Annotated in this window: 19 protein-coding genes; 16 read left to right on the top strand and 3 right to left on the bottom strand. The window is 64.7% G+C overall.

What is annotated here, in order from left to right; all coding sequences use genetic code 11:
• The first annotated feature begins 79 nt into the window (after positions 1-79).
• Positions 80-1,537: an APC family permease gene (locus ACP92_RS19715; protein ID WP_013235887.1), complete on the top strand. Its 1,458-nt coding sequence runs from the start codon at positions 80-82 to the stop codon at positions 1,535-1,537.
• A 95-nt stretch (positions 1,538-1,632) separates the two neighbouring features.
• Here ACP92_RS19715 and alr read toward each other — a convergent pair whose 3' ends face one another.
• Together alr and ACP92_RS19705 are read right to left on the bottom strand one after the other, a co-directional pair.
• The gene (gene alr / locus ACP92_RS19710) at positions 1,633-2,739 is read right to left on the bottom strand and encodes an alanine racemase (RefSeq protein ID WP_013235886.1); all 1,107 of its coding nucleotides are present in this window, start codon (positions 2,737-2,739) and stop codon (positions 1,633-1,635) included.
• A gap of 82 nt (positions 2,740-2,821) precedes the next feature.
• Positions 2,822-4,276 carry an aldehyde dehydrogenase family protein gene (locus tag ACP92_RS19705; protein ID WP_013235885.1) on the bottom strand — a complete coding sequence of 485 codons (1,455 nt, stop codon included), beginning with the start codon at positions 4,274-4,276 and terminating at the stop codon, positions 2,822-2,824.
• On the opposite strand from ACP92_RS19705, the gene ACP92_RS19700 reads away from it, so the two are divergent.
• Positions 4,275-4,586 carry a hypothetical protein gene (locus ACP92_RS19700; protein ID WP_041311223.1) on the top strand — a complete coding sequence of 104 codons (312 nt, stop codon included), beginning with the start codon at positions 4,275-4,277 and terminating at the stop codon, positions 4,584-4,586. The genes ACP92_RS19705 and ACP92_RS19700 overlap by 2 nt on opposite strands.
• Before the next feature lie 193 nt (positions 4,587-4,779).
• The gene (locus tag ACP92_RS19695) at positions 4,780-5,766 is read left to right on the top strand and encodes a helix-turn-helix domain-containing protein (RefSeq protein WP_013235884.1); all 987 of its coding nucleotides are present in this window, start codon (positions 4,780-4,782) and stop codon (positions 5,764-5,766) included.
• 61 nt (positions 5,767-5,827) lie between these two features.
• Here ACP92_RS19695 and ACP92_RS19690 read toward each other — a convergent pair whose 3' ends face one another.
• On the bottom strand, positions 5,828-6,562 hold the full coding sequence (locus tag ACP92_RS19690) for an IclR family transcriptional regulator (RefSeq protein ID WP_013235883.1): 735 nt from the start codon (positions 6,560-6,562) through the stop codon (positions 5,828-5,830).
• Between the two features lie 362 nt (positions 6,563-6,924).
• Between ACP92_RS19690 and ACP92_RS19685 the strand changes: the two genes are divergently transcribed.
• The 13 genes from ACP92_RS19685 (at position 6,925) to ACP92_RS19625 (ending at position 22,587) form a co-directional block, all read left to right on the top strand.
• The gene (locus ACP92_RS19685; RefSeq protein ID WP_041311222.1) at positions 6,925-8,481 is read left to right on the top strand and encodes an acetolactate synthase large subunit; all 1,557 of its coding nucleotides are present in this window, start codon (positions 6,925-6,927) and stop codon (positions 8,479-8,481) included.
• Between the two features lie 49 nt (positions 8,482-8,530).
• A complete protein-coding gene (locus tag ACP92_RS19680) occupies positions 8,531-9,325 on the top strand; it encodes an SDR family NAD(P)-dependent oxidoreductase (RefSeq protein WP_013235881.1) in 795 nt (264 codons plus the stop codon).
• 40 nt (positions 9,326-9,365) lie between these two features.
• Positions 9,366-10,403 carry a WD40/YVTN/BNR-like repeat-containing protein gene (locus tag ACP92_RS19675; RefSeq protein ID WP_013235880.1) on the top strand — a complete coding sequence of 346 codons (1,038 nt, stop codon included), beginning with the start codon at positions 9,366-9,368 and terminating at the stop codon, positions 10,401-10,403.
• A 15-nt stretch (positions 10,404-10,418) separates the two neighbouring features.
• On the top strand, positions 10,419-10,916 hold the full coding sequence (locus tag ACP92_RS19670) for a VOC family protein (RefSeq protein WP_013235879.1): 498 nt from the start codon (positions 10,419-10,421) through the stop codon (positions 10,914-10,916).
• Positions 10,917-10,982: 66 nt separating this feature from the next.
• On the top strand, positions 10,983-11,585 hold the full coding sequence (locus tag ACP92_RS19665; RefSeq protein WP_013235878.1) for an amino acid synthesis family protein: 603 nt from the start codon (positions 10,983-10,985) through the stop codon (positions 11,583-11,585).
• 32 nt (positions 11,586-11,617) lie between these two features.
• Positions 11,618-12,487: an alpha/beta fold hydrolase gene (locus ACP92_RS19660; protein WP_013235877.1), complete on the top strand. Its 870-nt coding sequence runs from the start codon at positions 11,618-11,620 to the stop codon at positions 12,485-12,487.
• Positions 12,484-12,807: an NIPSNAP family protein gene (locus ACP92_RS19655; RefSeq protein WP_041311220.1), complete on the top strand. Its 324-nt coding sequence runs from the start codon at positions 12,484-12,486 to the stop codon at positions 12,805-12,807. The genes ACP92_RS19660 and ACP92_RS19655 overlap by 4 nt, the downstream gene beginning before the upstream one ends.
• Positions 12,804-14,438, top strand: a complete 1,635-nt coding sequence (locus tag ACP92_RS19650; RefSeq protein ID WP_013235876.1) for a bifunctional 3-(3-hydroxy-phenyl)propionate/3-hydroxycinnamic acid hydroxylase — start codon at positions 12,804-12,806, stop codon at positions 14,436-14,438. The genes ACP92_RS19655 and ACP92_RS19650 overlap by 4 nt, the downstream gene beginning before the upstream one ends.
• Positions 14,439-14,472: 34 nt before the next feature.
• Complete coding sequence (locus ACP92_RS19645) at positions 14,473-15,915, top strand: NAD-dependent succinate-semialdehyde dehydrogenase (RefSeq protein WP_013235875.1); 1,443 nt, start codon at positions 14,473-14,475, stop codon at positions 15,913-15,915.
• Positions 15,916-15,946: 31 nt separating this feature from the next.
• On the top strand, positions 15,947-17,554 hold the full coding sequence (locus tag ACP92_RS19640) for a methyl-accepting chemotaxis protein (protein WP_013235874.1): 1,608 nt from the start codon (positions 15,947-15,949) through the stop codon (positions 17,552-17,554).
• A 413-nt stretch (positions 17,555-17,967) separates the two neighbouring features.
• Positions 17,968-19,338: an aspartate aminotransferase family protein gene (locus ACP92_RS19635; RefSeq protein ID WP_013235873.1), complete on the top strand. Its 1,371-nt coding sequence runs from the start codon at positions 17,968-17,970 to the stop codon at positions 19,336-19,338.
• A gap of 91 nt (positions 19,339-19,429) precedes the next feature.
• Positions 19,430-20,794, top strand: a complete 1,365-nt coding sequence (locus ACP92_RS19630; RefSeq protein ID WP_013235872.1) for a DUF1329 domain-containing protein — start codon at positions 19,430-19,432, stop codon at positions 20,792-20,794.
• A 47-nt stretch (positions 20,795-20,841) separates the two neighbouring features.
• The gene (locus ACP92_RS19625; RefSeq protein WP_013235871.1) at positions 20,842-22,587 is read left to right on the top strand and encodes a DUF1302 domain-containing protein; all 1,746 of its coding nucleotides are present in this window, start codon (positions 20,842-20,844) and stop codon (positions 22,585-22,587) included.
• The last annotated feature ends 2 nt before the right edge of the window (positions 22,588-22,589 follow it).

Genomic DNA, 22,589 nt, shown 5'->3' with positions numbered 1-22,589 from the left:
GATCGCTTGCCTCGCTGCAAGCACGAGACGATCAAGGCGATGACGAGACGCAAGTGTTTTTAGATAAGGTAAGGGTCCGATGAGCCAGGTCGATTGCACTACCCAAGACAAAGAAGAGAATGCGCTGCGCAAGAACGCCCTGGGCGTGGGTTTCATCATCTTCTTCGTGGTCTCTGCCGCCAGTCCGCTGAGCGTCATCGCCGGTGGTTTTCCCATCGGCATCATGCTCGGCAATGGCGCCGGCACACCGGCCTTGCTGGTGCTGATCCTGCTGTTGCTGCTGGCCTTCTCGGTGGGCTACACCACCATGGCGCGCCATGTCACCAATGCCGGTGGTTTCTATGCCTTCTCCAGCGCCGGCCTGGGCGGCATCGCCGGCGGCGTGGCCGGGGTGCTGGCCATGTTCGCCTACAACATCCTGCAGATCGGACTCTATGGCATGTTCGGCGGCGTGATGTCGGCGACCTTCTCGGACATCTTCGGCATCCATCTGGCCTGGTGGGTCTATGCCGCCGTGGCGATGTTGAGCGTGGCCATCCTCGGCTATCGCAACATCGACCTGTCGGCGCGCCTGCTCTCGGTGGTGGTGGTAGCCGAGTACCTGGCGGTGCTGGTGCTGGATTTCTGTATCCTGCGTTCGGGCGGCGACCGTGGCGTCAACCTGGATTCCTTCTCCCCCGCCAACGTCATGAGCGGCACGCCTTCCATCGGCCTGCTCTTTGCCTTTGCCGCCTTCATCGGTTTCGAAGCCACCACCATCTATGGCGAAGAAGCCAAGAACCCCAAGCGCGCCATCCCCATCGCCACCTATACCTCGGTGCTGCTGATCGGCGGCTTCTACGGCATCTCGCTCTGGTCGCTCATCATCGGCGCCGGCAGCGACAAGGTGGTCAAGCTGCTCGAGGGCATGCAGGATCCGACCGCCTTCATCTACCTGATGTCGGATCACTATGCAGGACCGGGATTGACAGCCGTCATCCGCATCCTCTTCGTCATCAGCATCTATGCCGGCCTGCTGGCCTTCCACAGTTCGGCTGCGCGCTACTTCTACGCCGTGGGCCGCGATGGCCTGCTGCATCGCCTGCTGGGCACCACCCACCGCACCTACCAGAGCCCGCACATGGGGTCGGCGCTACAAAGTGCGATTGCCGCCGTGGTCGTCACGCTCTTCGCCGTCTTCGACGCCCATCCCATCCTGCACCTGTTCGCCTGGTTCTCCAGCCTGGCCGCGCTGTGCCTGATGCTGCTCATGATCATGACCTCGGCCGCCGTGATCTGCTATTTCCGCCGCCGCCCCGAGGCCTGCAACAGCGCCTGGCGCGTGCGTATCCTGCCGGCCGTGTCGCTGCTGGCGCTGCTCTACATTCTCAGCACCGCCATCCTGCATTTCGATGTCCTCACCGGCGCCAGCCGCTCGATGTCCTATGCCTTGTGTTCGATGATCCCGCTGGCCATCGTGCTGGGCGTGATGCTGGCCACGCGCCTGCGCCGCTGCGCACCCCTGCGCTTCGCCGCCCTGGGCAGCCACAAACTGTAAGCGCGCCCAACCGCGTCGCCACAAGAAAGACGGGCCTTGCAATTCAATATTGCAAGGCCCGTTTTTTTCATCGCTGCCTCCACAGCAGCGTGCGTTCACTCCAGGTAGTGACGGCGATAGCGATGGCGCAGGCTGGTCAGGATCTCATAGGCATTGGTGCCGGCCTGCACGGCCAGGGCGTTGATGTCTTGCTGCGCATCCAGCACATCGAAGAGCAGGCCAGGGCGCAAGCGCGCCGGATCGATGGCGCTGAGGTCCACGGTGATGCTGTCCATCGAGACACGCCCGATCAGCGGCGCCTCGACTCCCTCCAGTCGCAGCACGCCGCGATTGCTGGCGCTGCGCAGATAGCCATCGGCGTAGCCCAGTGCGATCGTGCCCACGCGGGTCGGGCGGCTGGCTTGCCAGGTGTGGTTGTAGCCCACCGATTCGCCGGCCTGGAGCTCGCGCCACTGGATCAGCGGCGCCTGCAGGCGCAACACAGGGCGCATGGGATTGGGCCCCGCGCCGCCCGGATGCACCCCGTACAAGGCCGCCCCTGGCCGCACACAGCCGAAGTGGAAATCCGCACCGAGGAAGATGCCCGAGGAATTGGCCAGGCACCCGGCAATCTCTGGCCAGTGCCGACGTATCGCCACGAAGCGTTCCAGCTGATGCTGGTTCAGCGGATTGGCGGTTTCCTCGGCGCTGACCAGGTGGCTCATCAGGAAGGTCGGCGCGATGCCCGCCAGGCCCGCGCGCGATTCGGTCAGCTGCGCCACTTCTGCCGGCGCCAGCCCCAGCCGCGCCATGCCGGTATCGACCTGTAGCGCAGCGGCCAACGGGAAGTCCAGTTGGCGCGCATAGCCTTGCCAGCTGCGCACCTGCTCCAGGCTGTTGAGCACGGGCGTGAGGCCGTAATGCAGACAGAGCAGTTCATCCCCCGGCAGCGTTCCGTTCAGGATGTGCAGCCGCGCACCCTTGGGCCAACGGTCCGCCAGCGTCTGCTTCAGGCTCACGCCCTCGCTGACCAGGGCCACGAAGAATTCGCGGCAACCGGCGTCCAGCAGCGCGCGCACCACCATGGTCGCCCCCAGTCCATAGGCATCGGCCTTGACCACCGCACCACAGCGCGCCGGCGCCACCCGTGCGGAAAGCGTCTTCCAGTTGGCCACGATGGCGGGCAGGTCGATAGTGAGCGAGGCAGTGGGTTGAGTGGACATGTCAGCAGCAGGGCAAGGATGAAAAAAGGACGCAGCGCAGCTCGCGCCGCGTTGCGTCCATCAGGAGAGAAGAGGGCAAGGCTCAGGAAGCCAGCAGCACGGTCACGGTCTTTTCTTCGGTGTAGGCCAGTGCACCGGCCAGACCGCCTTCGCGTCCCATGCCGCTGTCCTTGATGCCGCCCCAGGGCAGGTTGGCGTCCAGCGGGCTCCAGCAATTGACGCCCACCGCACCCACCTTCACACCCGCAGCCACGCGATGCGCGCGCGCCAGGTTGGTGGTCCAGACCGTAGCGGCCAGTCCGTACTTGGAATCATTGGCCAGGGCGATGGCTTCTTCTTCGGTATCGAAGCTGATGATGGTGCCCACCGGCCCGAAGATTTCCTCGCGGGCAATGCTCATGCCATTGTTGGCATCGGCAAAGATGGTCGGCTGCACGAACCAGCCCTTGTCCGGACGCGAGACGCCGCCGGCCAGCAGCGTGGCGCCCTCATCCAGGCCTTGCTGGATGTAGCGGTTCACGCGCTCGAACTGGGCCTTCTTGGCCACTGGCCCCATGCGCACACCCGGCTGGCTGGGATCGCCCACCGTGATGCCGGCGGCGGCCTCGGCCAGCGCCTTGGCAAAGCGCTGCGCCAGGCTGCGCTGCACCAGGATGCGCGAACCCGCCGCGCACACCTGGCCCTGGTTGACGAACAGGCCCAGGGTGCAACCGAAGAGTGCATCCTCGAAAGGCGCGTCATCAAAGACGATCTGCGGACTCTTGCCGCCCAGCTCCAGGGTCACGCGCTTGAACTGCTCACCGGCAATGCGCTGGATCGCGCGGCCGGCCTCGGGGCTGCCGGTAAAGCTGATCTTGGCCACATCGGGGTGCTCGCACAGGGCGCGTCCGACGCTATTGCCATAGCCGGTCACCACATTGATCACGCCATCCGGGAAGCCTGCCTCCTGCGCCAGGCGCGCCAGGTGCAACGCCGACTGCGGAGTTTCCTCAGCCGGCTTGATCACCACCGTGCAACCTGCCGCCAGCAGCGCCGCGACTTTCCAGCTGGTGATCATCAACGGCGCATTCCACGGCAGGATCGCCCCGACCACGCCGATCGGTTCGCGCACCGTATAGGACAAGGTGGGCTTGCCCATATAGCCAGCGGTGGGAATGGTGCGACCTTCCATCTGGTTGGCCCAGCCGGCCGCAGCGCGCAGATGGCTGATGGCATTGGGCACATCCATCATGCGCGGCTCCATGGGCGAGCGGCCGATGGCGCGGGCATCCATGTCGGCCAGCAGATCGGTATCACGCTCGACCAGCGCCGCCAGCTTGTGCAGCAGTTGTCCGCGTTGCAGGCCCGAGAGCTTGCTCCAGGCCCCGCCTTCCAGTTGCGCCTTGGCCGCAGCGACTGCGCGCGCCACATCGGCTGCCGTGCCTTGCGCTGCACTGGCGTAGATTTCCTCGTTGATGGGATTGACCAGGTTCATGCGCTGGCCGTCGGAGGCCTCGGTGGCCTCGCCTGCAATAAAGTGCTGAAGATGGAGAGACATGCTCATTCTCGTGTTGGCGGTTGTCGAGGGATACGGCGTGCGGCAGCTTGCGCGCCGCTTACGCAGGGAGTTACGCAGAGGCGCCTGCATGCAGCCAGAATGTAACGATTGCAGGGCGGCGCAGTTAGCCCAAATGAGCAATTCGGCGCAACCGGGCAGCGAGGTATTGCTGCACGGGAATGATCGCCTGCCCAATAGTTGCCCGGTCTGCATTGATGTTGTGCATAAAAAACTAAAGTTGCACTATTTTGAAAAGCGCATCACCAAAGCTTGGAAAATTGTAAAAGTATTTGCTAAATTTTGGCTTTGAGATAAATTTGCACAAAATAGAGAAGCAAGAAGACAAACAGGCAGAAGCCACACGGCCCCCAGACCCGATGCCATCGTGGTTCTTGATACCGATGTCGGCCACACGCACAAAAACTAAAAATGCAGGCACGTTAAATGCATGGAGATAGAGCCACGCTAGCCGGGAGCAAGCGGGGTTCACTTGGAGAGAGACCATGTTGCAAAGCATTCACCGTTTTCAGGACGTACATGTGCATGCCGCCGCCATTGGCGCATGGAAGCAGACCTATGCACAGATTTCCGCGGGCAAGCTGGAGAGTTCGCTGATGCAGTTGTCGACCCGGCGTTGCCACGCCTTCCGCGAGCGCATCAACAAGCGCGTCGTGCAGCATGGCGAGGCGCCCAGGGACCAGATCTGCTTTGCCTTCCCCATCGCCGCCCCGGGCGCAGCGCACGTGCAGGGACGCGAAGCCGATGACAAGAGCATCCTGTTCCTGCAGGGTGGCGAGGAGTTCATGTTCCACATGCCCATGGACACCGACCTGCTCTCGCTGACCTTCGACCGCGACCTGTTCGAAGAGCATCTGCACCAGATGCCCGATCCCGACCGCATCGCGGCCTTGCTCAAGCAGCCCGTCATCAAGGTCCCGCCCAAGGGATTGCGCGCCTGCCGCGAGCGGCTGCTGACGCTCTTTTCGCATGCCATGCTGCAGTTCGACGATGGCCCGCGCCAGGCCGATATGCCCAGCGTGCAGACCCTGCAGCGCGAGCAGGCGCTGGAGTCCTCGTTGCTGGGCGAGCTGCTGGGTTTGCTCTGTGCCCCCGACTGCGACCCCGTGCGCCAGATGAGCACCACCCGCAGCTATATCGTCGAGAAGCTGCACCGCCAGACCATCGTCGACGCCGCCAATGTGCCCAGCATCTTCGAGGTCTGCCAGCGCCTGCAGGTGAGCCGGCGCACGGTGCAGAACAGTTTCCAGACGGTGGCCGAGACCACGCCGTTGAATTACCTGCGTTGCGTGCGCCTGAACGGCGTGCGACGCGAGCTGTTGTCCACCACCCACCAGGAAGCCTCGATTGGCGACATCGCTTCACGCTGGGGATTTTTCCACCTCAGCCATTTCGCCGAGGATTATCAGGCCTTGTTTGGGGAGTTGCCGTCGCAGACGGCGCGGCGTGTGCCGCAGAAGATATTCCAGTAGGAACGCCTGTCACCAGGTCAGGGACGCCGGTCGAGGGACCGGCGTTTTTTTTGCGTGCGCTTCAGCCCGCAATCCGCGCCGTAATCTTGCGCGCCGCATCCGTAATCAGCCCGGACAGAAACTCCCGATTGAAGGCATTGACCCGTTCCGTATTGCCGGCCAGCGTGATGCTGCCCAGGATGCGCTGCTTCTCATCGAAGATGGGCGCGGCGATGCCGGTCTTGCCTGCGTCCAGTTCGCCTTCGCTGACGCAATAGCCATCCTTGCGGATCTTCAGCATCACCTTCGAGAAATCGCGCCAGTTGCTGCCCACCAGCCGCAGCTCTTCGGCGCTGGCGCCATCGAAATGCTTGCGCAGCTGGCGCGGCAGCAGATAGGCCAGGATCACGCGCGCGGTGGCGCTGTGGAACAGGTCCATGGGCGTGCCGCGCCCGAAGTTCAGGCGCGCATCATTGCTGCCCGACTCTTGCAGGATGGTGATCACCGTCGAGCCATACAACTCGCTGATCAATAACTCCAGCCCGGTCTGCGCCACCAGGTCACCGACGATGTCGCGGCTGGCCGAGAGCAGCGGGTCGAACTGCGTCATGTGGCGATCCAGTTCGATCACCTTGGGCCCGACCGCATAGCCGCGCGGCATCTTCACCAGCAGACCAGCATTGCCCAGCTCCCGTACATAGCGATAGGCGCTGGCCGGGGTGTAACCCAGCTGCGCACAGATGAGTTCGATGTCGATGACGGGTTGGCTGGGCTTGAACAAGGTCAGGACTTCCAGCATGCGGCTCAGGCTATTCATGGTCTAGGGCAGTGAAGACGACAGGGCAACAGGACGACGGGGATAACAGGGACAACAGGGGCATCAGGGAGGCCAGCGGCTGGCTATTGTACGGCCACCCACGTCGCGGGAACGCGCGGCGGCAACCAATTGCCGATTTGGGCTCAAGCCTATTGCACAAATCTCTTATATTCAAAATCAAGCAATAAATCATTAATCCGGAAAGCGGAATTATGGACAAATTTCGTCTATACGAGAATACATGATTTTATTTCGGATTGATTGCGATGCCGCAAACCAGCCAGCCGCAGCGGCCTGGCTGGTCTGTTCAACCTCGTAGAAGCGCCTGCGCGGCGCTGGCCGCTGGCGGCAAAGGAAGAGAAATGACCCGATACACTGGAGCGCACGCCTTATGGGCCGGTCTGCTGGACCAAGGCGTGGACACCTGTTTCGCTAACCCCGGCACCACCGAACTGGACCTGGTCCGTGGCCTGGAGAGTTTCCCCAAGCTGCGCTGCGTGGTGGCGCTGCAGGAAAACGTCTGCACCGGTGCGGCCGATGGCTATGGCCGCATGCTGGGCCGTCCGGCCAGCACCTTGCTGCACCTGGGGCCGGGCTTTGCCAATGGCATCGCCAACCTGCACAACGCCCGCCGCGCCCGCACCCCCATCGTCAACATCATCGGCGACCATACCAGCTGGCACCTGCCCTACGACGCGCCGCTGAGCTCGGATATCGAATCGCTGGCGCATCCGGTCTCGGGCTGGGTCCACCGCATCACCGGCACTGCCGACATCGCTGCGGCCGCCGCAGAATCGGTGCGCCAGAGCACCGCCGCTGGGGGGCAGGGCAGCACGCTGATCTTCCCGGCTGATTTCCAGTATGCGGACATGGCGGAGGCGAGCCCTGCTGCGGCCACTGAAAAAGACACCGGGCAAGCCGACGACTACCGTGCGGATCAGGCGCTGGCGCGTCTCCAGGGCGCGCAGCGGGTGGTCTTCCTGCTGGGCGGCGGCGGTGAAGAGAGCGGCCTGGGCGCGCGCGCCCAGCGCGCCGTGGCGCGCATCGCCGCGCACATCGGATGCAGTGTCTACGCTGAAACCTTCCCGGCGCGCGCCGAGCGCGGCCAGGGTCTGCCGTCCTTTGATCGCCTGCCTTATTTCCCCGAGCCGGCTCGCAAGGTCCTCGATGACGCGGACCTGGTGGTGCTGGTGGGGGCGCTGCCGCCGATCACCTACTTTGGCTATGTCGGCCATCCCAGCGCCCTGGTGGCGCCGGAGCGCCTGCTGACCATCAGCCTGCCGGGCCGTCCCGCTGCCGGGCGCGTGGAACAACTGGCCGATGCGCTGGGTGCGCCGGCCTATGTGACGCCACAGCACGCGCTGCCGCCGCTGCCCGAGGGCGAGCTGACGCCGCAGAAGATCGCCGCCGTGCTGGCCCGCGAGCTGCCGGAGCGCGCCATCGTGTCGGTCGAGGGCGGCACTTGCGGCTATCCCTTCTATGCCGTCTCGGACGCGGCCCGTCCGCATACGGTGCTGACCAATACCGGCGGGGCCATCGGCCAGGGCTTGCCGGTGGCGCTGGGGGCGGCGGTGGCTTGCCCGGACCGTACCGTGGTCGGCCTGCTCTCGGATGGCAGCACGCAATACACCATCCAGACCCTGTGGTCGCTGGCGCATGAAAACGCCAGGGTGGTGGTGCTCATCGCCGCCAATCACCAGTACGCCATCTTGCGCAACGAACTGCGCCGCGACGGCGCCCCCCTGGGGGAGCGCGCCGCGCAGATGACGGCGCTGGACCATCCGCGCATCGACTGGGTGGGACTGGCGCAGTCCTATGGCGTGCCGGCTTCGCGCGCCGAGACCGCGCAGCAATTGCAGCAGCAGCTGCAGGCGGCCTTTGCCGGCACGGGGCCTGCGCTCATCGAGATGGCGCTGTAAATCATTTTCCTCATCACAGGCATGACCTGGCATTGAACAAGGAGCAAGCATGGAATTGAAACTGCAAGGCAAGGCCGCCGTCGTCACTGGCGGCAGCCTGGGCATCGGACGGGCGGTGGCCGAAGCGCTGGCGCGTGAAGGCGTGCGCGTGGCCATCGTGGCGCGCAGCAAGGGCAAGCTGGAAGAAGTGGCCAGTGCGCTCAGCCAGAGCACCGGCACCGAAGTCATCGCGGTCGCTGCCGACGTGAGCAATACCGAACAGGTGGAAGCGGCCGTGGCGCAGGCGGCGCAGCATTTCGGCCGCATCGACATCCTGGTCAATGGCGCGGCCCATCCGGGTGGTCTGGTGCGTTCGGAAATCCAGCATGCCAGTCCCGAAGGCCTGCTCGAAGACATCAACATCAAGGTGGTCGGCTACATGCGCTTTGCCAAGGCGGTCGCCCCGCACATGCGTGCTGGCGGCTATGGCCGCATCATCAATATCGGCGGACTGACCGGGCGCGGCAGCAAGCAGCTGTCCGGCATGCGCAACGTGGCCATCTGCCATCTCACCAAGACCCTGTCGGACCAGCTGGGCCCGGACGGCATCACCGTCAACGTGATCCATCCCGGCGTGGTCGAGACGCCGCACATCCACGAGCTCTATGAGAAGGAAGCCAAGCTGCAAGGCCTCACCCCCGAACAGGTCGAGCAGAACTATGCCAAGGCCACACCGATCCGCCGCGTGCTGCAGGTGGAAGAGATCGCCGACGTCGTGCTGTTCCTGGCGTCGCCACGTGCGGCGGCCATCACCGGCGAATCCATTGCGGTGGATGGCGGCATCACCCGCGGCATCTATATCTGACCCGCTACCGACATATTGAATGACTGAAGAGGACACCATCATGCAAGGAACCATCCTGGTCGGCACCGCCGGCCAAGGCATCGTGCGCAGCGTCGACAATGGCGCGACCTGGCACCGCCTGGGCCTGAAGGAAGCCATCGAATTCGACGGTGTGGTGCGCAGCCTGGCCGTCGATCCCTCCGATCCCGCACGCGTGCTGGCGGGGGCTGATGCGGGCATTTGCCTGAGCACCGACGGCGGCGCGCACTTCAAGCGCATTGCCTCGCCGGCGGATGACCAGACCGTCTGGTCGATCGCCTTCAGCCCCAGCAATCCCAAGCTGGTCTTCGCCGGCACCGGCGCACCATCGCGCGCCCGCATGTATCGCTCGCGCGATGGCGGGCTGTCGTGGCAACAGCTGGACGTGGAACTGCCGGAATTCTGCTCGGGCGTCCACAAGCCGCGCATCCTGACCATCTTCGTACGTGCCGATGCGCCCCAGGAAGTCTGGTTCGGCGTGGAAGAGGGCGGCGCCTGGCGCAGCAATGACGAAGGCGACACCTGGACCCGCATCGATACCCCTGGCCGCGGCATCAACAATTCCGACATCCACGCCATCACCGTGCTGCCCGCGACCGCTGATGCGCCGGTCAAGCATGTGGTGGTGACCGTCAACTCCGTCTGCGAGAGCACCGACGATGCCGCCAGCTTCACGGCCAAGGCCTCCAAGGAACGCTTCGACGGCATGTACTACACCCGCACCATCCAGGCGCTGGACCCAGAGGGCAATCAATTGCTGCTGGCCATTGGCGATGGTACGCCCGGCACGCGCACGCGCATCTACCGCTCCGAGGATCGCGGCCAGAACTGGCAGGCCAGCGTGCTGCATACCGCACCCAATTCCACGGTGTGGGCCTTTGGTGGCCATCCGTCGGACCCGCAACTGCTCTTCGCTGGCACTAAGTACGGCTACCTGCTGCGCTCTACCGATGGCGGCCGCAGCTGGTACAAGGAATGGCGCGACTTCAGCGAAATCACCTCGGTGGCGTGGACGCCCTTCGTGGCGCCGGTGCACGCCCATCCGCAATCGATCGACTAGACAAAGGAGGGCGTCATGTCCGCAACCGCCACCCCCGCCGCTAGCGCAGCTTCGGTGATCAAGCCGCGCATCCGCCGCACCCACCTGGCCTTGTTCGTCAAGGACCCGCATGGTTCGGCGCCCTGGTACGAAGACGTGCTGGGCATGACGGTCACGGCCCGCGCCGAGCGCTGGGTGTTCCTGTCCTTCGGCAAGAAGCACCACGACATCGCACTCATCCGTGTGGAAGAACCCAGCCAGGCCGTGCGTGGCGAGGTCAACATGCAGCACTACGGCCTGGAGGTGGAGGGCGACATGGAGGAATTCCGCCGCCTCTACGGCATGTTGCTCGCCAAGGGCATCGAGATCTTCAAGATCACCGATCACAAGGTCGGCTACGGCATCTATTTCCACGACCCCGACGGACACCGTTTCGAATTCTTCTTCGAGACCGCGCACGACGACGAAGAAGGCAAGCGCCTGCTGGGCCAGTACAACGCCCCCAGCGACAGCTTCCATCTGGACCCGCTGTAAGGCCGCGCCAGCTATCCGCTTGCCTGCATCCCATTGCACTGTATTGCATCGTTCAAAGGACATTCCATGAAGAGCCCCAATTTCGCCAACTTCCACATCCGCAAGTGGTTCCTGCAAATCGAAGACACCCTGGCTGGCGAGAGCGGCAAGGAGGCCGATGGCGCGCCGCTGCGCAAGATCGTCATTGCCGCCTGCCTCCACAATCCCTTCGCTGGCAAGTATGTCGAAGACCTGTCGTCCTGGATCGAGCCTTCGCCGCTGCTGGGCCAGGAATTCGCCCGCCGCATCCGCGAGGCGGCCCAGGGCCAGGCCATCGAGAGCTATGGCAAGGCTTGCCTGGTGGGCGTGGATGGTGAATACGAACACGGCAATGCCTTGCTGACCAACCCGGCCGCCAATCCGGTGCGCGAGGGCGTGGGCGGGGCCAAGTCCTGGGTGCCGTCGACGGGCAAGCGCGGTGGCCCCGGCACCATCATCGATATCCCCTTGGCGCACAAGGATGCGCTGTATGTGCGCTCCCATTACGACACCGTCAGCGCCCAGTTCAACGATGGTCCCAACCGCGACGAAGTGGTGCTGATCTGGGCCTTCGCCACCCGTGGCCGCCTCAACGCCCGCCTGGGCGGGCTGAAGGCTTCCGAGGTGAAGGGGCAGGACGGCCTGGTCTGAGGACCCTGGGCGCATCCGCTACGGAGACCATCATGCAGCGCAGAGATTATTTGCTGACCCTGTCGGCCTTGAATTTCCACATCACCGAATGGGGTGATCCGCAAGGTTTTCCGCTGCTGCTGCTGCACGGCATCCGCGGCTATGGCGAGACCTTTGGCGACCTGGCGCAACGGCTGCCGCCAGGCTACCGTTGCATCGCCCTGGACCAGCGCGGGCGTGGGCAGAGCGACTGGGACGCCGGCGCCAACTACTACACCGACGCCTACGTGGCCGACGTGGAAGCGCTGGTGGCGCGCCTGAACCTGCGCCAGTTCGACCTGCTCGGCCACTCCATGGGCGGCATCAACGCCATCGTCTATGCCGCCCGCCATCCTGCCAAGGTGCGTCGGCTCATCATCGAGGACGCCGGCCCCGGCGCCTTCGAGAACAGTCCCGGCGCCACCCGCATCCGGCGCGAACTGGCCACCACGCCCAGCCACTTCGCCAGCTGGGACGAGGCCAGCACCTTCATGCGCGCGCTGCGTCCGTCGGTCACCGAAGAGGCGCGCCAGCAGCGCCTGCACAACATGCTCAAGCCAGCCGCACAGGGCGGCTATACCTGGCGCTATGACCACGTCGGCATCAGCAGCACGCGACTCTCGCCTGACCTCAGCCGCGTGGTCGACCTGCGGCCGCACATCATGGCCCTGATGTGTCCCACGCTGGTGGTGCGCGGCGAGCGTTCCGACTACCTGTCGGCCGAGATGGCCGCCGAGATGCGCCAGCTCAATGCGCGCATCCTGACCAGCACCATCGCCGACGCCGGCCACTATATCCACGACGACCAGCCGGAAGCCTTTGCCGAGGTGGTGCGGCAATTCCTGGCGCAAGAACAACACGAGACGGTAGAGGAGAATCCATGATCCACGAACTGCGGACCTATACGATGGTGCCGGGCGGGGTGCGCGACTACGTGCGCATCTACAACGAATGTGGCCGCGAGCACCAGGTGCGCATCCTGGGCAATCTGGTGGCGATGATGATTCCCGAGAGCGGCGACCTGAACCAGCTGGTCTACCACTGGGCCTTCGACAGCCTGGAAGAGCGTTCGCGCCGGCGCACCGCGCTGCTGGCCGATCCGCAGTTCGCCGAATTCCGCAAGCAGGTGCGCGGCCTCTTGGTGCAGCAGGAAAGCCGCCTGCTCACCAGCGCCCCGGCGCCCATGGGCGGGAGCGCTTCATGAGCGCAGTGGGACAGCAGCCGGCCGTGCCAGCGCAGGTCATGCAAGCGCAGGTGCTCATCGTCGGCGCCGGCCCGGTCGGCGTGACCCTGGGCAATCTGCTGGGCACCTATGGCATCTCGACCCTGCTCATCGAGCGCAATCTCGATGTGCTCGATTATCCGCGCGCCGTCGGCATCGATGACGAAGCGCTGCGCACCTTCCAGTCCGCCGGCATGGCCGACGCCATCGTGCGCGACGTGATCCAGAACGTGCCCATGCGCATGTACACCGCCGACCGTCGCTGTTTCGCCGAGATCCAGCCGACCACGCGCGAGTTTGGCTGGTATCGCCGCAACCTGTTCTCGCAGCCGCTGGGCGAGGCGACCTTGCGTCTGGGTCTGCGCCGTTTTGAACATGTCAGCCTGCGCTCGGGCGTCGAGCTGCTGGACCTGGTGCAGGACGAAGCGGGCGTGCAGGCGAGCATCATCGATGAGCATGGCGCGCAGGCCACGCTGCGCGCGCAATACGTGGTGGGTTGCGATGGCGGCCGCAGCACCGTGCGCGAGAAGATCCTCAAGCTGCCCTACGAGGGCAAGACCCATCCGGCCAAGTGGGTGGTCATCGAGTGTGATGGTGATCCGCTGGATGCACCCTATACGGCGCTGCACTGCGAGCCGCAGCGCCCCTATGTCTGCCTGGCCCTGCCCTATGGCGTGCGGCGCTGGGAATTCATGCTGTTCCCCGGCGAGGATGGCGAGCAGATGCTGGCGCCGGAAAAGGTGCGCGAGCTGCTGCGCGAACATGTGCGCGATGTCGATGCGCTCAACATCATCCGCGCGCGGGTCTATACCCACAATTCGCGGGTGGCGGGTTCGCTGGTGTGCGGGCGCATCTGCCTGGCCGGCGACGCCGCCCACATCACGCCGCCCTGGATCGGGCAGGGGCTCAATGCCGGCCTGCGCGATGCCTTCAACCTGGCCTGGAAGCTGGCCTGGGTGCTGCAGGGCCGGATGAAGCCCGAGCTGCTGGCCAGCTATCACGAGGAGCGTCACGCCCACGTGAAGGCCATGATCGACCTGGCCGATCTGTTCGGCGCGGTGCTGTCGCAGAAGAACCGCCTGCTGGCCTGGTGCCGCGACAAGTTCTTCCTGGCCATCAAGGATATTCCGCGGGTGCGTGACTACGTGCTGCAGATGAAATTCAAGCCCATGCCCAGCTTCAGCAGCCAGGCCGTGATGCAGGACGATGTGCGCAATCGCAGCGATCTGGTGGGACGCATGTTCCTGCAATCGCTGGTGGAGAACGGTGCGGGCGAGGTGATGCGGCTCGATGACCTGTGCGGCGGCCGCTTCGTGCTGCTGAGCTGGCGCTGCGATGTGCTGGCCGCGGCCGAACCCGGCTTGCGCAGCCGCATGCAAGCGTTTGGCTGCGATTACCTGCAGGGCGTGCGTTCGCGTTCTGGTCCGCGTGGGCAGGTGCTGGCCGGCGCGGGCGTGGTGATCCAGGACTATGAGAACAAGCTCAATGCCTGGTTCAAGGAAAAGGGCGTGGACTGGGTCTTGCTGCGTCCCGACCGTTTCATCGCCGCCGCCGGCCGTGCCGGGGATGCGCCGGAGGTGGTGGCGCGCTACCTCGACCAGGTCGCCGCCTAGGCCGCCTCTTTTTGCCATTTTCAAGGTGATACCCATGTATCCAGATCTACAGCTCTATATCGATGGACGTTTCCATGGCGTCGAAGGCCGGCGCTACCAGGAGGTGCGCGATCCGGCCACCGGCGACGTGCTGGGCCGCCTGCCCTGGGCCGAGCGCGCCGATATCGAGGAGGCCATCCAGGCCGCCCACCGCGCCTTCCAGCAGTGGCGCCAGGTGTCGCCGCTGGAGCGCTCCGACATCCTGCGCCGGGCCGCCGCGCTGGCGCGTGAGCGTGCCCAGGCCATGGCGCCGGCCATCACCATGGACAACGGCAAGCCGCTGGCCGACGCCGTGGCCGAGATCATCAATGCCGCCGAACACCTGGACTGGCACGCCGAGGAAGGCCGCCGCCTGTATGGCCGGGTGGTCGGGGCGCGTCATCCCGAGGTGCGCCAGTTGGTGGTGCGCGAGCCGGTCGGTGTGTGCGCGGCCATCAGTCCCTGGAATTTTCCCTTCGGCCAGGCGATGAAGAAGGTCGCAGCCGCGATGGCGGCCGGCTGTACGGTGGTGCTCAAGGGACCGTCGGAGTCGCCTGCGGCCATCGTGCTGATGGCGCAGCTGTTCCATGACGCCGGGGTGCCGGCGGGTGTGTTCAATATCGTCTCGGGGGTGTCGTCGGAGATTTCGCAGCACCTGATCGAGTCGCCGCTGGTGCGCAATATCTCTTTCACCGGCTCGGTGCCGGTGGGCAGCAAGCTGGCCGCGCAGGCGGCGCTGCACATGAAGCGCATGAGCATGGAGCTGGGTGGTCATGCGCCGGTGCTGGTGTTCGATGACGCCGAGGTGGAGCCGGCCGCTCGTCTGCTGGCCCGGCTGAAGACCCGCAATGCGGGCCAGGTCTGCGTCTCGCCGTCGCGCTTCTATGTGCAGAAGGGAATCTATGCGCGTTTCGTCACGGCCTTTGCCGAAGCGCTGCTGCAGATCAAGGTCGGCCCCGGCCATGAACCCGGCGTGCAGATGGGACCGTTGATCCACGGTCGTCGCTTCGAAGCGGTGCAGGGCCTGATCGACGACGCCCTGGCCCAGGGCAGCGAGCTGGTCACGGGCGGCGCGCGCCTGGGCCAGCGTGGCCATTTCTATGCGCCCACGCTCATTACGGGCGTGCCGCCATCGGCGCGGGTGATGCAGGAAGAACCCTTCGGCCCCATCGCCGCGGTGACGCCCTTCAGCCAGGCGGAGGAAGCCATCGCCATGGCCAATGCCTTGCCGCTGGGACTGGCTTCCTATGTCTTCACGCAATCGCTGGACACGGCGCACCGCGTCTCCCGCGACCTGCAGGCCGGCATGGTCAACATCAACCATTCGGGCATGGCGCATCCCGAGCTGCCCTTTGGCGGCATCGGCGAGAGCGGCTTCGGCAGCGAGGGTGGGGTGGAAGGTTTCGAGAGCTTCCTGGTCACCAAGATGATCAGCCAGATCACCCACGTGCCAGCCTGAACAACGCGCATCCAAGCAGGGGGGAAGGAACATGAGGCAGTGGTTCGCGGGGTTCAGCATCGCCGCCAGGTTGCGGCTGGCCTTTTGTCTGCTGTTGCTGATGCTCATCGGCATGGCTGTCTTTTCCTATGACCGCATGAGCCGCATCAATACCCAGGTCGATCAGCTGGGGCGCATCAATGTCCCGGCCATGGAATCGGTCTCGGGCATCCGCATCGGCATGGCGCAATACCGCATGGGCGTGACCCTGTCACTGCTGCCCGATGATGGCAGCGGCGGCAAGGCCGCGGAAGAGGCCAGGCGTGATGGCCTGGCCTATGCCGAGAAGTACCTCCAGATCCTGGTCGATTTCGCCAGCAATGATGACGAACGCGCCACCAGCCGGCAACTGGTGGCCAGCTGGAAAGCCTATCGCGAACTGGCCGGCAAGGCCGTGGCCCTGGCCCAGGCCGGCCAGTCGTCGGAAGCCCTGATGCTGGCCGCCGACAGCGCCCAGCCGTATGAGCAGATGGCCAGCATCCTCAAGTTCATCAGCGATTCGGTCTCGCAGGAATCCGCCGCTTCGGTCGTCGATGGCGAGCAGGCCTATCGCTCCGCCTGGCGCGCGCTCTTGGCCGTGAGCGTGGCGGCGCTGCTGTGTACGCTGGGGCTGGCGCGGCTGTTGATCCGTGGCATCGCCACACCGTTGCGGCGGGCGGTGGAGGCGGCCAACCGCATTGCCGAAGGGGCGCTCGACCAGGACATCGTCGTCCACGGACGTGACGAGATCGCGCAACTGCTCTCGGCCATGCAGCGCATGCAGCATGCGCTGGTGGGCATCGTCGCCGGGGTGCGGCGCGAAGCCGAGCACGTGGCCACGGCCAGCGTCGAGATCGCTTCCGGCAACGCCGACCTGTCGACCCGCACCGAGGCCCAGGCCGCCGCACTGGAAGAGACGGCCGCCACCATGAACGAACTCAACGCCACCGTCCAGAAGAATGCCGACGATGCCCGCGAGGCCAGCAGCACGGCGCAGCAGGCCAGCGCCGTGGCCTTGCAGGGCGGACAGGTGGTGCAGCAGGTGGTGCAGACCATGCGCGGCATCGAAGACAGTTCACAGCGCATCTCCGAGATCGTCGGCACCATCGATGGGATCGCCTTCCAGACCAATATCCTGGCCCTCAACGCCGCCGTGGAAGCGGCGCGGGCGGGCGAGCAGGGGCGCGGCTTTGCGGTGGTCGCCACCGAGGTGCGCTCGCTGGCCCAGCGCAGCTCGCTGGCCGCGCGCGAGACCAAGACCCTGATCCATGAATCGGTGGCGCGCATCCAGGCCGGTGCGCGCCTGGTGGACCAGGCCGGGCAGACCATGGAAGAGATCGTGGCGGCGGTGCGCAGCGTCTCGGCCATCGTGGCCCAGATCAGCCAGGCCAGCCTGGCCCAGAGCGGTGATATCGCCGAGGTCGAGGGGGCCATCCGGCAACTGGATGACGCCCTGCAACAGAATGCCGCCCTGGTCGAGCAGAGCGCGGCGGCCAGCGAAAGCCTGCGCCAGCAGGCCGGCAACCTGCTGGGGACGGTGTCGGTATTCCGCATCGCCGCCGGCCCTGTGCCGGAGACGCTCCCGGCGGTGGCGTCCGGCTTGCCCTTGCTGGCGCAATGACATGATTTCTGGTGGTTGGATGTGAGTCCACGGCGCTTGACTGTGCCTTTGATGACGGCCTAGGCCGTCATTTTTTTTGGCTTTTCCCGGGGCCGTTTCTCCGTTGCTCCGTTTCTTCGTTTCTTCGTTTCTTCGTTTCTCGCCGGGGAAGAGCGCCACCGCCTGTCGCCAGGCCGCACCGATATCGTGCGCCACGGCCAGGATGGCGGGCCGGCGCAAATTATTTCCTTCCCCGTCCGGCTGCTCTTGATGACTTGCTCATTTGGGCTAATGGCTAATCCGGCGCAAGGGTTTTAATCCAGTCATGCCGCAAGGAGCAGATTGTCCGCTTCCTGGCGGCGCGGTTCCCGGTATCTCGCTTGCCGCTGGCGCAGGCGGACACTCTCCCGAAAACGCTATGGAAAGGTAATTGTATGATCGAAGCAGAACTGGAGTCGCTCAACTTCACCGACGCTCCCAAGATGGTAACGCCCACCTACCCCGGTCCCAAGACCGCGGCGGCGCTGGAACTGTCGGCCCGCACCGAATCGATGGCGCGCGGCGGCGGCCGCATGCCCATCGCCATGGACCAGGCCTTCGGCGTGACCTTCAAGGACCCGGACGGCAATACCTTCATCGACCTTTCCGCTGGCGTGGGCGTGAGCAGCGTGGGGCGCTGCAATCCGCGCGTGGTCGAAGCCATCCGCAAGCAGTCCGAATCGCTGATGCACTCGATGGAAGTCAACAGCTCCAAGCGCACCGAGCTGGCCGCCAAGATCTCTGAGATCATGCCCGATGGCCTGCGCGGTGATTGCATCACCTTCTTCACCCAGGGCGGCAGCGATGCCCTGGAAGCCGCCGTCAAGTTCGCCAAGCGCGTCACCGGCCGCCACCAGATCATCGCCTTCCACGGCGGCTACCACGGCATCTGGAACGCCTCCAATGCGCTCACCACCGGCACTGCCTACCGCAAGGGCTTCGGTCCCTTCATGGGCGGCGTGATCCACGCCCCGTATCCCTACGCCTATCGTTTCCCCTTCGACACCAGCCACAAGAGCGCCGAGCAGATCGCCGGCGAGTACGTCGATTACCTGCTCAACACCCCCTATACCGCGGCCGATGACGTGGCCGCCGTGATCGTCGAGCCGGTGCAGGGCGAGGGTGGTTACGTGCCGCCGTCGCCGGAGTTCCTGCAGATCCTGCGCAAAGCCTGCGACCGCAGCGGCGCACTGCTGATCGTCGATGAAGTGCAGGCTGGCGCTGGCCGCACCGGCAAGATGTGGGCGGTGGAGCATTCCGGCGTGAAGCCCGACATGCTGACCTTCGGCAAGGGCATCGGCGGCGACATGCCCATGGCCGGCCTGGTGATGCGCTCGGACCTGGCTGCCAAGATCCCCGACGGTTCGCAGCCCAATACCTTCGCCGCCAATTCAATCTCGGCGGCGGTGGCGCTGACCAACATCAGCATCCTGCAAGACCCGCGCCTGGACCTGGTCAACCGCGCCCACACCCTGGGCCTGGAAGCACAGGAACGCATCCGCAGCTTCAACAGCCCCTGGGTGGGCGAGGTGCGCGGACGCGGCCTGATGATCGGCATCGAGCTGGTGGAGAACCGCGAAACCCGCGAACCGCTCTCGCGCGAGAAGCTGGGCAAGCTGATGGATTACGTGGTCGGTCATGGCGTGCTGATGATTCCTTGCGGCCGCTATACCAACGTCATGCGCGTGATGCCTTCGCTGACCATTCCGCGCTCGCTGATGTTCAAGGGGCTGGACATCTTCGGTGCGGGTCTGGCTTCGCTGTGAACCTGAAAAGCAGGATACCGGGCCTCGGCCGGGCATCCTGCCTGATTCCTCATCAATCGCAACAGGCTTGAGTCAATTGGAGAAAGTGGTCATGAAGAGAACGATCCTCGGTTTGTCCATCCTGGCGGTGGGCGCGACGCTGGCGCACGCTGCTTCGGTGCAAGATCTGGGCACTACCCTGACACCGCTGGGCGGCGACAAGGCTGCCGGCCAGGGCGTGCCGGAATGGAAGGCGGAAAACGTGGAACTGCCGGGCTGGTCCTACGGCAAGCTGCGCAAGGACTATTTCAAGTACAAGGATGAAAAGCCCACCGAGGTCATCGATGCCTCCAACGTGGACAAGTACGCCGACCATCTCACGCCGGGACAGGTGGCCCTGATCAAGCAGGTCAAGGGCTACAAGATGGATATCTATCCCACCCACCGCTACTGTGCGGCGCCGGACTTCGTGGTCGAGAATACCAAGAAGAACGTGGCCGACGGCAAGATCGGCGCTGACGGCTGGAGCCTGGCCGAAGCCAATGTGCCGGGCATTCCCTTCCCCTTGCCCAAGACCGGCCTGGAAGTGATGTACAACAGCAAGATGCGCTATCGCGGCCTGGGCGTGGACTTCCCCAATACCATCACGGCAGTCTCGCCGCGCAAGGGCAGCAATGAGTGGATCAAGGCCAGCCAGCAGTTGACGCTGTTCTATCCCTCCAACGTCAAGGGCAGCACCAAGCTCTCCACGCTGGGCGGGGTCGAGTTCTACACCTACGTCGCCTATTCTTCGCCCACCGCACTGGCCGGCCAGGCGCTGACGGTGACCACCTACCTGAACCGCCCCGGCGCCGAGACCTTCTATTATTTCCCTGGCCAACGTCGCGTGCGCCGCATGCCGTCCTATGCCTACGATGCACCGCAGATCGGCATGGAAAACCAGTACACCATGGATGAACCGACCGTCTTCAACGGCACCATGGACCGCTTCGACTGGAAGCTGGTCGGAAAAAAAGAAATCTATATCGCCTACAACAGTTTCGGGGCCAACAACTTCAAGGCCAATTTCGACGACATCGCCAAGCCTGACTTCGTGGCCGAGAACGCCCGCCGCTACGAGCTGCACCGCGTCTGGGTGGTGGAAGCCACGGTCAAGCCGGGTGTGCGCCACCTGGCGCCCAAGCGCACCTTCTATGTCGATGAGGATAGCTGGAACCTGGTGCTCTCCGATGACTACGACGCCCAGAACAAGCTGTGGAAGCACCGTGAGGGCTACATCATTCCGGTCTATGAGACCGGCGCCTGCGACCTCTCCGGTTTTGCCCAGTACAACCTGGCCGAAGGCCGCTACCTGATGGATTCGCACTCGGCCGGCACCGGCAAGGACATCCGCTGGGAGACCGAGGCCAAGGACAATCCGCGCCTGCGTGACAACTTCTACAGCGCCGACAACCTGCGCGCCATCAGCGACCGCTGATGCCAGCGTAGCGCTCTTTGACATACCTTGACGGGGAAGGGAAAACCATGAAGATGCAATTGCGTAAGAAGCTGCGGCGCACGGGATCGGCGCTGCCAAGGATGTTGCCGGTGGTGTTGCCGTTGATGGGGGCCTGTCTGTATTCGGGCAACGCCCAGGCCTTTACCTTCGAGACCGAATCGGTCTCGGGCAACTTTGACTCCACGGTCACGCTGGGCGTTGGCATCCGTGCCGCCAAGCCGGGTTGCAGCAGCATCATCGGCACGGTCAACGGCGGCCAGCCCTCCGGTCCGACCGGCGCCGGTGCGCCGGCGGGCTGCGCCGATTCGCTGTCGCAGTACAACGACCAGGGCAACCTGAACTACGACCGGGGCAGCGCCTTTACCACCTATCTCAAGGGCACCCACGAGCTGATGCTGAAGCTGCCGGACGATTTCAAGTTCCTGGGCCGGGTGAGCTGGATGCGCGACTTCGCCGCCGCCACCAGCACCACCGGCTACGTCAGCGGCGGCGGTGGCAGCACCTTCCCCGGCAATGCGTCCGGCCAGGTCAGCAACAAGACCCGCTTGCTGGATCTGTGGGTGAGCAAGGAGTTTTCCATCGGTGACCAGCGCGCCCGCCTGCGTGTCGGTAACCAGGTGGTCAACTGGGGCGAGAGCCTGTTCATCCCGGGCGGTATCAACCAGACCAACGCGCTGGACCTGATGCGCCTGTCGCAACCGGGTACGCAGATGAAGGAAGCGGTGCTGCCGGCGCCGATGGTCAACTTCGCTACCGGCCTGGGCAAGGGCTTCAGCATCGAGACCTATCTGCAGCAAGGCTGGCAGCGCAACTACTTCCCGCCGGTGGGCAGCTACTGGTCGATTGGCACCATCGGCAACGGCGCACCGGAGCTGGGCGTGCCGACCACCAGCACGCCGCGTTCCAGCGGCCAGTATGGCGTGGCGCTGCGCTATAGCCCCAAGGACAGCGAGATGAACTTCGGCCTGTACCTGATGAACTACCACGACAAGTCGCCGGTGATGTCGACGTCGACCTCGTCGTTGTCGGGCTTCGGCTATTCCTACCTGCAGGACCGTAAGATGATCGGCGCCAGCATGAACTTCCCGGTGGGTAACTGGGCGGTCGGCACCGAACTGTCGTATCGCCCCAAGGATCCGATCACGCTCAACACCTCCACCGCCGGCAACAGCCCCACCACCAACGGCACCGGCTGCCTGGCCAACGGCAATTGCTATGTCGAGACCGCCAAGTACCAGCTGGCCGTCACGGGCCTGCTGAGCATGACGCCCAGCGACAACCCGACCATCCTGAAGGCGCTGGGCGGGGCCGATACCGCGACCCTGATGGCCGAAGCAGTGGGGATCTACTATCCCAACATGAAGAGCGCCTACCAGGGCATCCCGGTGGCGGCCGGCAACTGGGGCTGGGGTTACGACACCTCCGCCAACGCCCGCGCCACCGGCGCCGGTACGCCGCCCAGCGTCGGTACCGCGCTTTCCTATGGCTACAACCTGGACTTCAGCTGGGTCTACGACGGCTCGCTGATCCCGGGCTGGCAGGTGGTGCCGGAGATCTTCTACTTCCAGGCCTTGCATGGACGCACGCCCAACTTCGCGGGCACCTTCATGCAGGGGGCGAAGTCGGCCAACTTCATCGTCAGCTTCATCCAGAACCCGGCCAAGTGGCAGTTCTCGCTCAACTACGCCATGTTCTGGGGCGGCGACACGATCTTCGACCAGCCGCTGCGGGGTCGCAATTTCGTGGGCGCTACCGCGACCTACAACTTCTGATC

The organism is Herbaspirillum seropedicae (assembly GCF_001040945.1).
Taxonomy (GTDB): domain Bacteria; phylum Pseudomonadota; class Gammaproteobacteria; order Burkholderiales; family Burkholderiaceae_D; genus Herbaspirillum; species Herbaspirillum seropedicae.
Note: the sequence above shows the minus strand (reverse complement) of the source record. Positions and strands in the feature narration are given on the sequence as shown.

What these genes read in the sequence shown, in the direction of transcription:
- ACP92_RS19715 (WP_013235887.1), top strand. Translation starts at nt 80, where the DNA reads ATGAGCCAGGTCGATTGCACTACCCAAGACAAAGAAGAGAATGCGCTG.
- alr (WP_013235886.1), bottom strand. Translation starts at nt 2,739, where the DNA reads ATGTCCACTCAACCCACTGCCTCGCTCACTATCGACCTGCCCGCCATC.
- ACP92_RS19700 (WP_041311223.1), top strand. Translation starts at nt 4,275, where the DNA reads ATGCTCATTCTCGTGTTGGCGGTTGTCGAGGGATACGGCGTGCGGCAG.
- ACP92_RS19705 (WP_013235885.1), bottom strand. Translation starts at nt 4,276, where the DNA reads ATGTCTCTCCATCTTCAGCACTTTATTGCAGGCGAGGCCACCGAGGCC.
- ACP92_RS19695 (WP_013235884.1), top strand. Translation starts at nt 4,780, where the DNA reads ATGTTGCAAAGCATTCACCGTTTTCAGGACGTACATGTGCATGCCGCC.
- ACP92_RS19690 (WP_013235883.1), bottom strand. Translation starts at nt 6,562, where the DNA reads ATGAATAGCCTGAGCCGCATGCTGGAAGTCCTGACCTTGTTCAAGCCC.
- ACP92_RS19685 (WP_041311222.1), top strand. Translation starts at nt 6,925, where the DNA reads ATGACCCGATACACTGGAGCGCACGCCTTATGGGCCGGTCTGCTGGAC.
- ACP92_RS19680 (WP_013235881.1), top strand. Translation starts at nt 8,531, where the DNA reads ATGGAATTGAAACTGCAAGGCAAGGCCGCCGTCGTCACTGGCGGCAGC.
- ACP92_RS19675 (WP_013235880.1), top strand. Translation starts at nt 9,366, where the DNA reads ATGCAAGGAACCATCCTGGTCGGCACCGCCGGCCAAGGCATCGTGCGC.
- ACP92_RS19670 (WP_013235879.1), top strand. Translation starts at nt 10,419, where the DNA reads ATGTCCGCAACCGCCACCCCCGCCGCTAGCGCAGCTTCGGTGATCAAG.
- ACP92_RS19665 (WP_013235878.1), top strand. Translation starts at nt 10,983, where the DNA reads ATGAAGAGCCCCAATTTCGCCAACTTCCACATCCGCAAGTGGTTCCTG.
- ACP92_RS19660 (WP_013235877.1), top strand. Translation starts at nt 11,618, where the DNA reads ATGCAGCGCAGAGATTATTTGCTGACCCTGTCGGCCTTGAATTTCCAC.
- ACP92_RS19655 (WP_041311220.1), top strand. Translation starts at nt 12,484, where the DNA reads ATGATCCACGAACTGCGGACCTATACGATGGTGCCGGGCGGGGTGCGC.
- ACP92_RS19650 (WP_013235876.1), top strand. Translation starts at nt 12,804, where the DNA reads ATGAGCGCAGTGGGACAGCAGCCGGCCGTGCCAGCGCAGGTCATGCAA.
- ACP92_RS19645 (WP_013235875.1), top strand. Translation starts at nt 14,473, where the DNA reads ATGTATCCAGATCTACAGCTCTATATCGATGGACGTTTCCATGGCGTC.
- ACP92_RS19640 (WP_013235874.1), top strand. Translation starts at nt 15,947, where the DNA reads ATGAGGCAGTGGTTCGCGGGGTTCAGCATCGCCGCCAGGTTGCGGCTG.
- ACP92_RS19635 (WP_013235873.1), top strand. Translation starts at nt 17,968, where the DNA reads ATGATCGAAGCAGAACTGGAGTCGCTCAACTTCACCGACGCTCCCAAG.
- ACP92_RS19630 (WP_013235872.1), top strand. Translation starts at nt 19,430, where the DNA reads ATGAAGAGAACGATCCTCGGTTTGTCCATCCTGGCGGTGGGCGCGACG.
- ACP92_RS19625 (WP_013235871.1), top strand. Translation starts at nt 20,842, where the DNA reads ATGAAGATGCAATTGCGTAAGAAGCTGCGGCGCACGGGATCGGCGCTG.